The sequence below is a fragment of the Planktotalea arctica genome, assembly GCF_002105285.1.
GTDB classification, from domain to species: Bacteria; Pseudomonadota; Alphaproteobacteria; order Rhodobacterales; family Rhodobacteraceae; genus Planktotalea; species Planktotalea arctica.
The window spans coordinates 59,590-71,905 of the sequence record NZ_MUHR01000012.1; the positions used below are offsets into that span (position 1 = coordinate 59,590).

At 57.7% G+C, this 12,316-nt stretch carries 11 protein-coding genes; 10 read left to right on the forward strand and 1 reads right to left on the reverse strand.

Features of this window, described 5'->3' with window-relative positions; all coding sequences use genetic code 11:
- Nucleotides 1–17: 17 nt before the first annotated feature.
- A complete protein-coding gene (gene glpD, locus B9P63_RS12700) occupies nt 18–1,574 on the forward strand; it encodes a glycerol-3-phosphate dehydrogenase (protein ID WP_085309379.1) in 1,557 nt (518 codons plus the stop codon).
- Here the strand turns inward: glpD and B9P63_RS12705 are convergent.
- A complete protein-coding gene (locus B9P63_RS12705; protein ID WP_085309380.1) occupies nt 1,571–2,542 on the reverse strand; it encodes a DMT family transporter in 972 nt (323 codons plus the stop codon). The genes glpD and B9P63_RS12705 overlap by 4 nt on opposite strands.
- A 94-nt stretch (nt 2,543–2,636) precedes the next feature.
- On the opposite strand from B9P63_RS12705, the gene B9P63_RS12710 reads away from it, so the two are divergent.
- The 9 genes from B9P63_RS12710 to B9P63_RS12755 all read left to right on the forward strand — a co-directional run bounded on the left by B9P63_RS12710 (nt 2,637) and on the right by B9P63_RS12755 (nt 12,274).
- Nucleotides 2,637–3,566 carry an ABC transporter ATP-binding protein gene (locus B9P63_RS12710; RefSeq protein WP_085309578.1) on the forward strand — a complete coding sequence of 310 codons (930 nt, stop codon included), beginning with the start codon at nt 2,637–2,639 and terminating at the stop codon, nt 3,564–3,566.
- Nucleotides 3,563–4,324: an ABC transporter permease gene (locus tag B9P63_RS12715; RefSeq protein ID WP_085309382.1), complete on the forward strand. Its 762-nt coding sequence runs from the start codon at nt 3,563–3,565 to the stop codon at nt 4,322–4,324. The genes B9P63_RS12710 and B9P63_RS12715 overlap by 4 nt, the downstream gene beginning before the upstream one ends.
- A gap of 64 nt (nt 4,325–4,388) precedes the next feature.
- A complete protein-coding gene (locus tag B9P63_RS12720) occupies nt 4,389–5,186 on the forward strand; it encodes a S49 family peptidase (RefSeq protein WP_085309384.1) in 798 nt (265 codons plus the stop codon).
- A gap of 171 nt (nt 5,187–5,357) precedes the next feature.
- Nucleotides 5,358–6,314: a calcium/sodium antiporter gene (locus B9P63_RS12725; protein WP_176219157.1), complete on the forward strand. Its 957-nt coding sequence runs from the start codon at nt 5,358–5,360 to the stop codon at nt 6,312–6,314.
- A 326-nt stretch (nt 6,315–6,640) separates the two neighbouring features.
- Nucleotides 6,641–8,518, forward strand: a complete 1,878-nt coding sequence (uvrC, locus tag B9P63_RS12730; protein WP_085309385.1) for an excinuclease ABC subunit UvrC — start codon at nt 6,641–6,643, stop codon at nt 8,516–8,518.
- 184 nt (nt 8,519–8,702) lie between these two features.
- Nucleotides 8,703–10,856: a DEAD/DEAH box helicase gene (locus tag B9P63_RS12740; protein ID WP_085309389.1), complete on the forward strand. Its 2,154-nt coding sequence runs from the start codon at nt 8,703–8,705 to the stop codon at nt 10,854–10,856.
- Nucleotides 10,857–10,910: 54 nt separating this feature from the next.
- Complete coding sequence (pgsA, locus tag B9P63_RS12745; protein ID WP_085309391.1) at nt 10,911–11,582, forward strand: CDP-diacylglycerol--glycerol-3-phosphate 3-phosphatidyltransferase; 672 nt, start codon at nt 10,911–10,913, stop codon at nt 11,580–11,582.
- Nucleotides 11,579–11,827, forward strand: coding sequence for a molybdopterin converting factor subunit 1 (moaD, locus tag B9P63_RS12750; protein ID WP_095533043.1), 249 nt, complete (start codon nt 11,579–11,581; stop codon nt 11,825–11,827). The genes pgsA and moaD overlap by 4 nt, the downstream gene beginning before the upstream one ends.
- A 3-nt stretch (nt 11,828–11,830) precedes the next feature.
- Complete coding sequence (locus B9P63_RS12755; protein WP_085309395.1) at nt 11,831–12,274, forward strand: molybdenum cofactor biosynthesis protein MoaE; 444 nt, start codon at nt 11,831–11,833, stop codon at nt 12,272–12,274.
- Nucleotides 12,275–12,316 lie beyond the last annotated feature (42 nt).

Sequence of the window (12,316 nt, forward strand, 5' to 3'; positions counted from 1 at the left end):
CTTGAAAAGAGAGTCCCATGGCGCAAGACCTAGATTTCGATCTGCTCATCATCGGTGGCGGTATCAACGGCTGCGGCATAGCGCGCGATGCGGCGGGGCGCGGCCTTCGCGTCGGCCTTGCGGAAATGAATGATCTGGCGTCGGCCACCTCCAGCGCCTCGACCAAGCTGTTTCACGGCGGGCTGCGTTATCTGGAGTATTTCGAGGTGCGTCTCGTGCGCGAAGCGCTGATCGAGCGCGAAACACTGCTGCGCGCCATGCCGCATATTTCATGGCCCATGCGATTTGTGCTGCCCTATCACAAGGACATGCGGTTTGAGAATGCGACGCCGACCTCCAAACTTTTGAATGTTGTGATGCCTTGGATGAAAGGACGCCGCCCCGCGTGGCTGATCCGTATGGGCCTTTTCATGTATGACCACCTTGGGGGGCGCAATATTTTGGCTGCCACCTCGACGCTGGATTTAGTCACCGGCCCAGAGGGTGCGCCGTTGCAAAAGCGTTTTGCGAAGGCGTTCGAATATTCCGATTGCTGGGTCGAGGATTCCCGCCTTGTTGTGTTGAACGCGCGCGATGCGCATGCGCGCGGCGCGCAGATTATGGTGCGCACCAAGGTGGTGGGGGCAAAGCGCGGCGCGGATCATTGGACTGTGACGCTTCAGGATCGTGCCAGCGGGGAGACCCGCGAGGTTACGGCAAGGATGCTCGTTAACGCCGCAGGACCTTGGGTTGGCGATGTGCTGAACGGCACTCTTGGCCTCAATAGCCGCGAGGGCGCTCGTTTGGTACGCGGCAGCCATATCGTGGTGCCCAAGCTCTATGATCATGACAAATGCTATTTCTTTCAGGGCGAGGACGGGCGGATCATTTTCGCCATTCCCTATGAGGGGGATTTCACCCTTATCGGAACGACCGACGCAGATCATAACGATCCCGATGACGCGCCTGTTTGCACTCCCGAAGAGCAACAGTATCTGTGTGATTTCGCATCACAGTATTTCACCAAGCCGGTGACGCGGGATCAGATCGTCTGGACTTATTCCGGCGTGCGCCCGCTATATGATGACGGAGCGCAAAACGCCTCTGCGCTGACGCGGGATTATACGCTGAAACTTAATGACACGGGCGCGCCGCTGCTCAATATTTTTGGCGGCAAGATCACCACATATCGCCGCCTCGCGGAAAGCGCTTTGGCAAAGATTGCCACGCAGTTCGAAGGGCTTGGTGGCAATTGGACCGCTGGCATCGCGATGCCCGGCGGTGATTTTGCGGTGGACGGCGTCGATGCGTTGATCGCGGATGTGCAGCGCGAATATCCGTTTCTCGATGCGCGCTGGGCGCAGCGGATGGTACGCGCCTATGGCACCGAAACGCGCAACGTGCTGGGCGATGCAGAGGTGCTTGCAGACCTTGGTGAGGATTTTGGTGCAAGCCTTTTTGGTGCCGAGCTCGACTGGCTCAAGACCCATGAGTTTGCGCGCGCGGGCGAGGATGTGCTGTGGCGGCGCAGCAAGCTGGGTCTGCGTCTTAGCAAGGATCAAGCGGCGCGCGTCGACGCCTACATGCGTGCCTAGCGGCGCATATTTGTAGGGCGGGTGATGCGCCGCGCGAGGGCGCGTTCGCGCAAAAACACGAACAAGCCCGCACCCATGATCAGGATGATGCCCAGCGTTACGGCGAGGTCGGGCAACTCGCCGAAGATGACGAAGCCCCAGAACACCGCCAGCGGCAGGCCGACATATTCGAACGGCGCAACGGTCGCGGCGCTGCTGACGCGGTAGGCCTGACTGAGGCAGTAACCGACGATCGCCGACATGAAACCAAGGCCAATCAGAAGCGGCCAGTCTGCGGCCTCGGGCCAGACCCATGCGCGCAGCAAGAACACGACCGCGCCGTTCTCGACACCCTCGGCATAGCGCCCGTCGCCGGCGACAAGGTAGAACAGGGACGACACGCAGATGAAGGTGACCTGGATATAGATCGCCAGTGCGGAGGCTTTGCTGGACACCCCGAGCTTGCGGGTCATCACCTGATTGATCGCATAGGTCAGCGCAGCAAGAACGGGCAGCAGCAAAACGATGCGGTTCACATCCGTGTCCGCAAGACTTTGCCACGGTCTTTGCATGATCAAAACGCCGACAAAACCGACGAGCACCGCCGAGAGCCGCATGGGGCCGACTTTTTCGCCAAGGATCGGGATCGAGAGCAGCGTGATCATTAAAGGCGCAGCAAAGAACAGCGCGGTGGTTTCCGCCAATGGTAGCACGGCGATGGCGGCGAAAAACGACATATTGGAGATGACGATCATCATCGCGCGCAGCAGGTGCAGGCCGGGGGTCGAGGTCTTGAGCAGGGACCAGCCGCCTTCAAGCTGCAGGAAAACGATCGAAAACAGGATGCCGATGGACGAGCGCGTGAACACCAGTTGATGCAGTGGATATCCGCCCGAGAGTTGCTTGATCAGCATGTCGTTGACGGAAATGGCGGCCATGCCGATCAGAATGAAAAAGATACCAAGGGTGGAGGAGTCGCGCTGTGCCATGGGCTTATGCCTATCGTTACGGTGCGCGCGGTGCTAGCTCAATTGCGACTGGCGTGCGAAGCGGATAGGGACGGCGCAAACAAGGGGTATGGATATGGCAGCGATTTTGAGCGTGCGTGACTTGGTCAAGCGCTACGACGACGGGTTCGAAGCGCTGAGCGGTGTGAGCCTTGAGATCGAGCAGGGCGAGATACTGGCGCTGTTGGGGCCGAATGGCGCTGGCAAGACCACGCTGATATCCACGATTTGCGGGATTACCGAGGGCACTAGCGGCTCCGTCACTGTGGGCGGGCATGATATCGTCACCGGCTACCGCGAGGCGCGCCGGATGATTGGCCTTGTCCCGCAAGAGATCAACCTTGAGCCTTTCGAGCGGGTGATCAACACCGTGCGTTTTTCACGCGGGCTTTTCGGCAAGCCCAAGGACGATGCGTTCTTGGAGAAAACTCTGCGCCAACTTTCCCTTTGGGACAAGAAGGACAGCCGGATCATGGAGCTTTCGGGCGGTATGAAGCGGCGCGTTTTGATTGCCAAGGCGCTGAGCCATGAACCCGAAGTGCTCTTCCTCGATGAACCGAGCGCGGGCGTCGATGTGGAGCTGCGCAAGGACATGTGGGAGATTGTGGCAGGGCTGAAGGCCAGCGGTACGACGATCATTCTGACCACGCATTACATCGAAGAGGCAGAGGCGATTGCGGACCGTATCGGGGTGATCGCCAAAGGTGAATTGTTGCTGGTCGAGGAAAAGCAGGCGCTGATGACGCGCATGGGGCAAAAGCAATTGCAGATTGATCTGACCGAGCCTGTGAGCAAATTGCCGAGCACGTTGGCGGGGTATGATCTGGACATCGCAGCCGATGGCATGGCGGTAATCTACAGCTACGACACCAGATCAGAGCGCACGGGCATCACAGGATTGCTGGCGGACTTGTCCAAGGCGGGGATGGTGATGCGTGATCTGCAAACCAAACAATCGAGTCTTGAGGACATTTTCGTCGGCCTCGTCGCGGAGGACGCAGCATGAACTGGCAAGCAATCAGGTCTATTTACACCTTTGAAATGGCACGCTTCTTTCGCACGCTGATGCAGAGCTTCATCTCGCCCGTTATTTCCACATCGCTCTATTTCGTGGTCTTTGGTGCGGCGATTGGGAGCCGGATCGACCAAGTCGACGGGGTCAGCTACGGCGCGTTCATCGTGCCCGGTTTGATCATGTTGAGCGTAATGACACAGGCGATTTCCAACGCCTCTTTCGGAATCTATTTCCCGAAATTCATCGGCACGATTTACGAGTTGCTCTCCGCGCCCGTCAACTTTCTGGAAATCGTTCTGGGCTATGTTGGGGCCGCAGCGACAAAGGCACTGTTCATCGGGATCGTCATTCTTGCGACATCTGCGCTCTTCGTTGATCTGGAAATCCAGCATCCCTTTGCGATGATGGCCTTTATGGTTCTGACCTGCATCAGCTTTTCGTTGTTCGGGTTCATCATCGGCATCTGGGCGCAGAATTTCGAGCAACTCCAGCTCATACCGCTGCTGATCGTCACGCCCTTGGTGTTTCTTGGCGGCTCGTTCTATTCGATCTCGATGCTGCCGCCAGTCTGGCAAACGATCACACTGTTCAACCCTGTGGTCTACCTGATCTCGGGCTTTCGGTGGGCATTTTTCGGCATGGCGGACGTGCCGATCGGGTTGAGCCTTCTGGCAATCGCAGGATTTACCGGCCTGTGCATGATCGCAGTTTGGTGGATTTTCAAAACTGGCTGGCGCATTCGTAAGTGAGACACGCAAGATTATATCCTGCGCCCTCCTTGTTTCGCGCGCTGCGGCGATCTACATCGACTTGATGAAACGCTATCTTCCCTTCATGAAATCGGACCCTTTGGTCGCGGTTATCCGTCTCTCCGGTGCGATCGGCACGGGAGGGCGCGGCTCGCTCAGTGACGAGGCGCTGGCACCTGTGATCGAAAAAGCCTTTTCGCGCGGCAAGCCCGATGCGGTAGCGCTACAGATCAACTCGCCCGGGGGAAGCCCCGTGCAAAGTTCGCTGATCGGCGCGCGCATATCTCGCCTCGCACAGGAGAAGAACGTGCCGGTTTATGCCTTCGTCGAGGATGTGGCAGCCTCGGGCGGCTATTGGCTCGCGGCGGCGGCGGACGAGATTTATGCGGACGACAGCTCTGTGCTTGGCTCTATCGGGGTGATTTCGGCCGGTTTTGGCGCGCACGTGTTCCTCGCGCGCCAAGGAATCGAGCGGCGTGTGCATACGGCGGGCAAGTCCAAATCCATGCTCGATCCGTTCCAGCCGCAGGATGAGGCGGATGTAGCGCGGCTCAAATCGATGCTGGAGCAGATTCACATCAATTTTATCCGCCACGTACAGCAGCGACGCGGCGACAAGCTTGATGATAGCAAGGATTTGTTCACCGGCGATATCTGGATCGGCAGCGCGGCGCAGGAGGTCGGCTTGATCGACGGAATCGCGCATCTGGTGCCGGCGATGAAGGCGCGTTTTGGCGATAAGGTGAAGTTTCGCCGCTACGGCCCCAAGCGCGGCTGGATGAGCCGCTTCGGTGCGAGCCTTGCCACGGACGCGCTTGCAGGGATCGAGGAGCGCGCTGAGTTCGCGCGCTACGGTCTTTAGGTGATATTCAAGATTGTTACATTTTTCCTGATCGGAATGGGTGTGCTGGCGATGTTCGGCAAGCTGACGTTTCCGGGGCAAAAGCGTTTGCAAAACGCGAAATGCAAGAGATGCGGGCGTTACAAGATCGGCCGCGGGCCGTGTAACTGCAGCAAGAAAAAAGGCTAGAACATGATGGCATGGCTTCTGTGCGCTTTGGGGTTGGTGATCTTGCTGCTGGCAGGGGATGCGCTGGTGAAGGGCGCAGTAAACCTGAGCTTGCGCGTCGGCATTCCTGCGCTCATCGTGAGCCTGACCATCGTGGCCTTTGGCACCTCTGCGCCCGAGTTGTTGATCGCCATCAATTCTGTGCTGGAGAACAAGCCTGACATCGCCATGGGCAATGTTGTTGGCTCGAATACTGCCAATATCCTTTTGGTTCTGGGTTTTCCCGCAATCCTTGCAACGCTGCACACCTCCGAGTGCAACACGCGCAAAACCTATGTTTACATGATGATCGCAAGCGTTCTGTTCATCGCGCTGGCCTTTACCGGAAGTTTCGGCACTTGGCAGGCGATGGTTTTGCTGGCGGCGTTGGCGTTCGTTCTTCTGGACGCTCTGCGCGATGCGCATCAACACCGCAAAGGCGCGGCGCTGGCGGCGGTCGAGGACGAGGAAGAGGTCGAGGGCGCGGACCCGAATATGGCGTGGTGGCAGATCATCTTGTTCTTGCTGCTTGGCCTTGTTGGCCTGCCGCTTGGCGCGGATTTGCTGGTGGACAACGCATCCTTGATTGCGCGCGAATATGGCGTGAGTGAAACGGTGATCGGCCTGACACTTGTTGCGCTTGGAACGTCCCTGCCGGAGCTTGCCACGACAACCATGGCGGCACTGCGCCGTCAGGCAGATGTTGCGCTGGGTAATGTGATCGGCTCTAACATGTTCAATTTGCTTGCGATTGTCGGGATCGCGGCGCTGATCGGGCCTATTCCTGTCGCGCCAGAGTTTCTGCGCTTTGATCTTTGGGTGATGCTGGGGGCTTCGGTTCTGATCCTGCCATTCGTGTTCTGGGGTTGGAATATCACGCGTCCCTGGGGCATCGCACTGACGGCTGCCTATCTAGGCTATATCGCGATCGTGCTGTTTTAGAGCGCGCGTAGCCACTGCTGCGAGGCTGCCCTTAGGTTAATAGATGCAAAAGTTTTGCACTTTCGGTTCAGGGCGGTCATCATTCTTACTAAAACCTTAACAAATTCAATAATTTACAATATATCTTTTGATTTATTATTTAAAATCAATGACTTAGATATCTGCCTGTTTTTTGAGCAATCATGTGAAGTGTGCCGAAACTAAAGGAAATTCCCATATTGGTGCAAACTACCCTCAGAGTTATCCACAGAAAACGTGGATGCCTTTTGTCTTGCCCTGCGCACTGAGCCATTGCAGCGCCACATGAAGAATCATATCTCTGAGGTATGAGCGTACCCCTAGATCAAACGAGTGACAGCCCGCCGCGCGGACCGAGCGTGATTCAGGCCTATCTGAGGACGCTTGACAGCTCGCCAGGTGTGTATCGCATGCTCGACGAACAGAGCCGCGTTCTATACGTCGGCAAGGCGCGCAACCTGCGGGCACGCGTGTCTAACTATGCGCGCGAGAGCGGTCATTCGGGGCGCATCGCGACAATGATCGCGCAGACCACCTCGATGATGTTCCTGACGACCAGGACAGAAACAGAGGCGTTGCTGCTAGAGCAAAACCTGATCAAGCAGTTGAAACCCAAGTATAACGTGCTGCTTCGTGACGATAAGAGTTTCCCGAATATATTGGTCAGCAAAGATCATGGCTATCCGATGATCCGCAAACACCGCGGTGCCAAAAAGGACAAGGGCGCGTATTATGGTCCCTTCGCTTCGGCAGGTGCGGTAAATCGCACGCTGAACCAGTTGCAACGCGCGTTCCAACTGCGCGATTGTACGGATTCGAGCTTTTCTGTACGTACGCGGCCCTGTTTGCAGCATCAGATCAAGCGCTGCTCTGCGCCTTGCGTTGGGAAAATTTCTGAGGCGGACTACGCCAAGACCGTGCGCGATGCGGAGCGGTTCCTGTCCGGTAAATCGACTGATCTGCAAGGCGAGTTGGCTGAACAGATGGCGAAAGCCTCCGAGGAAATGGAGTTCGAGCGCGCAGCGGCTTTGCGGGATCGTATTCGAGCGTTAACGCAGGTGCAAACCTCACAAGGGATCAACCCGCGCGGCGTGTCCGAGGCGGATGTGATCGCGCTTCATATGGAGGGTGGGCAGGCCTGCGTGCAGGTCTTCTTTATTCGCGCAAACCAGAACTGGGGCAACAAGGACTACTATCCGCGCCTCGCGGCGGATGTGGACGAGGCAGAGGTCATAGAGGCGTTTCTGGGTCAGTTCTATGATAGTAAAGACCCGCCGCGGCAGATTTTGCTAAGTCATGCTTTGGCAAATGAGGATTTGATGCTGAATGCTTTGGCGCAAAAGCTGGGCAAGAAGGTCGAGATACTCGTGCCCCAGCGCGGCGAGAAAGCGGAAATCATGGACGGTGCTTTGCGCAATGCGCGCGAAAGCCTTGCGCGTAAAATGGCGGAAACGCAGGCGCAAAGTAAACTGCTCAAGGGGGTCGCTGAAGCGTTTGGACTGGAAAAGGTGCCCGCGCGGATCGAGGTCTACGACAACTCGCATATACAGGGTGCACACGCGGTTGGCGGGATGATCGTGGCGGGGCCTGAGGGGTTCATCAAGAACGCGTACCGCAAGTTCAACATCAAGGGCGATGATCTGACGCCGGGTGATGATTTTGGCATGATGAAGGAAGTCATGGCGCGGCGATTCAAGCGGTTGATGAAGGAAGACCCTGATCGCGAGAAAGGTGATTGGCCGGATTTGCTGCTGATCGATGGCGGCGCGGGGCAGGTGAGTGCGGTACGCGAGATTATGGAAAAGCTGGGCGTCGGAGATATTCCGATGGTGGGCGTGGCCAAGGGCGTGGACCGCGATGCGGGCAAGGAAGAATTCTACCGCACGGGCCAGCGCCCCTTTGCGCTGCGCCATAATGATCCTGTATTGTATTTCATCCAGCGTATGCGCGACGAGGTGCACCGTTTTGCCATTGGCACGCACCGCGCGAAACGCAGCAAGGCGATTGGCGCAACGCCGCTCGATGATGTGCCCGGCGTTGGTGCAGGGCGTAAACGCGCGTTGCTGGCTCATTTCGGATCGGCCAAGGCTGTCGCGCGTGCGAATTTGGTGGATTTGAAAGCGGTTGATGGTGTGTCAGCTGCTTTGGCGCAGGTGATTTACGATTATTTTCATGAGCGCGGGTGATCTTGATGAATGCGCTAAAGCGCATGCAGGATGAGCCGCCAGGGCGGCAGATTGGGGCGCTGCCCCAAACCCCGGAGTTTAAAGAGCAAGATGAAGTTGCTGCGGTGCGGCATCTTGGGATTGGGGCTATACTTATCAGTGCAAAGTCCTTATGCGCGAGGCTTGTTCGAACGGCAGGTATGCAATGACTGATTTTCTAAACGTGATCCCGACACTGAACGAGGCGCTGAGCGCCAAAGGCTATAAAACGCTGACGCCTGTGCAGGTGGAAGTGTCCAAGCCTGAATTCTTGGATCAGGATTTGCTTGTGTCTGCGCAGACCGGCTCTGGCAAGACGGTGGCTTTTGGCCTTGCGATCGCGCCAACCATTCTGGAAGAGAACGGCAGCTTTGAGCGCGCGGCGACGCCGCTGGCCTTGGTAATTGCGCCGACACGCGAGTTGGCTTTGCAAGTGAAGCGTGAGTTTGACTGGTTGTTTGCGCCTGCGGGCGTTGTCGTAGCATCCACTGTGGGCGGCATGGATTCGCGCACGGAGCGTCGTAGCCTTGAGCGCGGGGCACATATTGTTGTCGCAACGCCCGGTCGCCTTCGGGATCACATCATGCGCGGGGCGATTGATTTGTCTGCGCTTCGTGCGGTTGTTCTGGATGAAGCTGACGAGATGCTCGACATGGGTTTCTCTGAAGATCTGGAGTTCATTCTGGACGCCACGCCACCAGAGCGCCGTACATTGATGTTTTCTGCCACGGTGCCGCGCGGGATTGCCAAGCTGGCGCAAAAGTACCAGCGCAGTGATACCAAGCGCGTCGAGACCGGCGGCGAAGGTCCACAGCACGCGGATATTACCTACCGCGCTTTGACAGTGGCGCCCTCTGACACCGAGAACGCGATCATCAACACGCTGCGCTATTACGAGGCGCAGAATGCGATTGTTTTTGCTAACACGCGCGCCATGGTTGCGCGCTTGACGGCACGGTTTTCGAACCGTGGATTTTCGGTTGTTTCGCTGTCGGGCGAGTTGTCCCAGAACGAACGCACACATGCTTTGCAAGCGATGCGCGACGGGCGTGCACGGGTTTGCGTAGCGACGGATGTGGCCGCGCGCGGGATCGATTTGCCCAACCTGGAGTTGGTGATCCATGCTGATTTGCCATCGAACGGCGAAACACTGCTGCACCGCTCTGGACGAACGGGCCGCGCTGGTCGCAAGGGAATTTCCGCGCTGATCGTGCCCGGGCGACAAAAGTCCAAGGCAGAGCGTTTGCTCAAGTTTGCCAAGCTACAGGCAGAGTGGGCCAACGCGCCCTCGGCCGAGGATGTTTTGGCGCGCGATGAAGAGCGTATGCTGAACAATGACACCTGGACAGAGGCGCTGAGCGAGGATGAGACATCCTTCGCAGGCAAGCTGTTGGCGCAGTACAAGCCCGAGCAGATCGCAGCTGCGTTCTTGCGCCTGCACCGCGCGCAGCACTCTGCACCCGAGCAATTGGGCGAAGTCGTGGATTCCGGTCCACGCGGCAAGCGCGAGCCGCGCGAGGCACGCGCACCGCGTGATTTCGGGCCAAGCTCATGGTTTTCGCTCTCGCTGGGCCGCAAGCACAAGGCAGAGCCGCGTTGGCTGTTGCCGATGCTGTGCCGCAACGGGAACATCTCCAAGGACGATATCGGCGCGATACGCGTCCAATATCAGGAGACCTTTGTGGAGGTGCAAACCTCTGCGGTGGAGCGCATGAAGAAGGAACTGGGCGAGGGTATGAACCTTGAGCAGGGGGCGAGCCTTACCGAATTGCCGGGCAAGCCTGACTTTGATGCGTCGCCAAACGGGCCGCCTGCCGACGGGGTGGCAAAGCCCTATAACAAAGGTCCGCGCGCGGACAAGCCGCGCTATGACAAGCCCAAGGGTGATAAACCGAGCTACGACAAGCCGAGCTACGACAAGCCGAAGTTCGATAAACCCAAGGGTGACAAACCGGCCTTCGATAAACCCAAGTTTGATAAGCCCAAAGGCAAGCCCGCTTACAAGGCGGACAAACCGGGCAAGAACGATCCGCGCCCGCCAAAGCATGCTGCCAAATCTGGCACGCCAAAGCCAAAGCCTGCGCGCGCGCCAAGCCCTGTAGATACGGGCGCGGTTGCTCCCAAAGCGACAGCAGCCCCCAAGCCAAAGAGCCGCAAGGGTGCGATCGATCCCTCCAAGCCCATGGGCGAGCGCAAAGCACGCGTGAAGGCGGCGGCGGGCAAGCCCAAGGCCGGCGAGAGCAAGCCCTACAACGTCAAAACACGCGCTGGCAAAGGCCCCGACGCGCGCCCCATGCGCAAAGCGCCGCGCAAGCCGTAAAGCAATTCTTAAAGCGGGCTTGCGGGCGATATGGGGACCGCCTAGGTATTGGGCATGACCATGACGATCCCAAATATGCTAACCGTGCTCCGGCTGCTCGCAGCGCCGGGGGTGGCGGTGATGTTCTTGTACTTCACACGCCCTTATGCAGATTGGTTCGCGCTGACGCTTTTCGTGTTTGCTGCGCTGACCGATTGGCTTGACGGATATCTCGCGCGCTCGTGGAAGCAGGAAACCAAGCTGGGTGCGATGCTCGATCCGATTGCAGATAAGGCGATGGTGGTGATCGCGTTGATGGTAATCGTCGGCTTTTCTGATCAGAACTGGACACCATGGCTGGTGTTGCCAGCAACCGTGATCCTGTTTCGCGAAGTATTTGTATCAGGATTGCGCGAGTTTCTGGGCGAGACCGCAGGGACGCTCAAGGTGACGTCTTTGGCGAAGTGGAAAACCACAGCTCAGATGGTCGCCATTTCGGTGCTGTTTTCCAAGGGTATCTTTGAGCATCATCTTGGCATGTCCGCCTGGGGTATGGATCAAGCGATGTTTGATGCGATTCTAAGCGGCGAAGTCGAAGATGTGCTTGGGCTTGGCTGGAAATATGATGGGTATATTTGGTCAGGGCGGATCGGTCTGTGGCTGCTCTGGATTGCAGCTGCGCTGACTTTGCTGTCGGGCTGGGATTACTTTCGCAAAGCGTTGCCGCATTTGAAGGAAAACGCATGATGGATGTGCTGTATTTTGCTTGGGTGCGCGAGCGCATTGGCCTGCCCAAAGAGAAGATCGAAACGCAGGCGACAACTGTGATGGGCTTGATTGAAGAATTGCGGGCGCGCGAAGAGCGCTATGCGCTGGCGTTCAGCGATCTTAGTGCGCTTCGCGTGGCTGTGGATCAGGAACTAAGCGAGTTTGATGCGTCATTGCAGGGCGTGCGCGAAGTCGCGTTTTTCCCGCCCATGACGGGCGGTTGAGCAATGCGCATTGTGGTGCAGCAAGAGGCATTCGATGCGGGGGCCGAACTGAACACATTTAGCGCTGCGCAGGTGAACATGGGCGCCGTGGTGAGCTTTAACGGCATCGTACGCGATTTGCCGGGCGGCGGACTCGATCTGATGGAGATCGAGCATTATCCGGGCATGACCGAAAAGGCGCTGGAAAAGATCGCGCTCGATGCCATGGCGCGCTGGGATTTGGGCGATGCGTTGGTGATCCATCGCTATGGCCCTTTGAAAACCGGCGATACGATTATGATGGTCGCGACCGCCTCGCCGCATCGCAAAGACGCGTTTGAAGCGGCAGATTTTCTGATGGATTATTTGAAATCGCGCGCGCCGTTCTGGAAGAAGGAACGCGCGGCTGGATCAAGCGATTGGGTCGCGTCCAAGGCCGAGGACGAAGAGGCGCTGAAGCGTTGGTAGCGAACAATTAAGGTTAACGTGCGCGCAGTAGTGCTTCATCTT

Bases quoted from the DNA above. Each gene is read 5' to 3' on its own strand.
- glpD (WP_085309379.1), top strand. From the start codon at position 18: ATGGCGCAAGACCTAGATTTCGATCTGCTCATCATCGGTGGCGGTATC.
- B9P63_RS12705 (WP_085309380.1), bottom strand. From the start codon at position 2,542: ATGGCACAGCGCGACTCCTCCACCCTTGGTATCTTTTTCATTCTGATC.
- B9P63_RS12710 (WP_085309578.1), top strand. From the start codon at position 2,637: ATGGCAGCGATTTTGAGCGTGCGTGACTTGGTCAAGCGCTACGACGAC.
- B9P63_RS12715 (WP_085309382.1), top strand. From the start codon at position 3,563: ATGAACTGGCAAGCAATCAGGTCTATTTACACCTTTGAAATGGCACGC.
- B9P63_RS12720 (WP_085309384.1), top strand. From the start codon at position 4,389: ATGAAACGCTATCTTCCCTTCATGAAATCGGACCCTTTGGTCGCGGTT.
- B9P63_RS12725 (WP_176219157.1), top strand. From the start codon at position 5,358: ATGATGGCATGGCTTCTGTGCGCTTTGGGGTTGGTGATCTTGCTGCTG.
- uvrC (WP_085309385.1), top strand. From the start codon at position 6,641: ATGAGCGTACCCCTAGATCAAACGAGTGACAGCCCGCCGCGCGGACCG.
- B9P63_RS12740 (WP_085309389.1), top strand. From the start codon at position 8,703: ATGACTGATTTTCTAAACGTGATCCCGACACTGAACGAGGCGCTGAGC.
- pgsA (WP_085309391.1), top strand. From the start codon at position 10,911: ATGACCATGACGATCCCAAATATGCTAACCGTGCTCCGGCTGCTCGCA.
- moaD (WP_095533043.1), top strand. From the start codon at position 11,579: ATGATGGATGTGCTGTATTTTGCTTGGGTGCGCGAGCGCATTGGCCTG.
- B9P63_RS12755 (WP_085309395.1), top strand. From the start codon at position 11,831: ATGCGCATTGTGGTGCAGCAAGAGGCATTCGATGCGGGGGCCGAACTG.